Annotated in this window: 1 protein-coding gene; it reads left to right on the top strand. The window is 73.0% G+C overall.

Translation table 11 applies throughout. From position 1 onward, the window contains the following. The first annotated feature begins 200 nt into the window (after positions 1–200). Positions 201–488 carry a hypothetical protein gene (locus EEJ42_RS31010; protein ID WP_123105189.1) on the top strand — a complete coding sequence of 96 codons (288 nt, stop codon included), beginning with the start codon at positions 201–203 and terminating at the stop codon, positions 486–488. Positions 489–630: the final 142 nt, after the last annotated feature.

A 630-nucleotide genomic window follows, 5' to 3' on the forward strand; every position in this document is an offset into this window, starting at 1 on the left:
CCCCCGCGGCCCCCGAGGCGCAGCGACTATGCCGCGCCCCGGGGGCCGACCCATGTCCCGACATCCGCCCGGCGGTTGCCCGGGGATGGGGGTTGCGGGGCTTGCCCGGCCCCAGCCCACAGTGCGTCGCAGGCACCGAGGCGACCGTCCCGGCGCATGGCCGTCGAGGCCAATCCCCTCTTCTGTAAGGAGCTTTCGTCTTGTCCGGCATTCTCGTTATGTTCTTCACCATCCTCCAAGCGGCGTCCGTGTTCACCGCCCTGTTCCTGACGTACAAGCCCGGCGTCTCCGAGCGGACCCGGCGCAGTGCGGTCCATATCCTGACCGCCACGACGCTGCTCTCCGGTATCGCCCATCTGGTGACCGGTGACACGTTCCTCGGAACGGTGCTCGTCGCCGTCGCGGTCCTGCTCCTGATCCCCCCGCGCCGGGTCTGGCGGGCCGTCCGGCGAGTCCGCGGACGCAAGGGCGAGAAGTCCAGGAAGTAGCGGTACGCGGGCACCCGCCCGGCCCGTCTCCACCCGGCCCCGGCTCCGCGTTCGCGGTGTCGGGGCCGTCCCATGCCCGGTCCGCGCACCGGCCTGCCCGCCCGGGCCGTTACCCAGCGCCGCGCCCACACGGGCCCGCACG

It is taken from the genome of Streptomyces botrytidirepellens, assembly GCF_003721215.1.
GTDB lineage: Bacteria > Actinomycetota > Actinomycetes > Streptomycetales > Streptomycetaceae > Streptomyces > Streptomyces himastatinicus.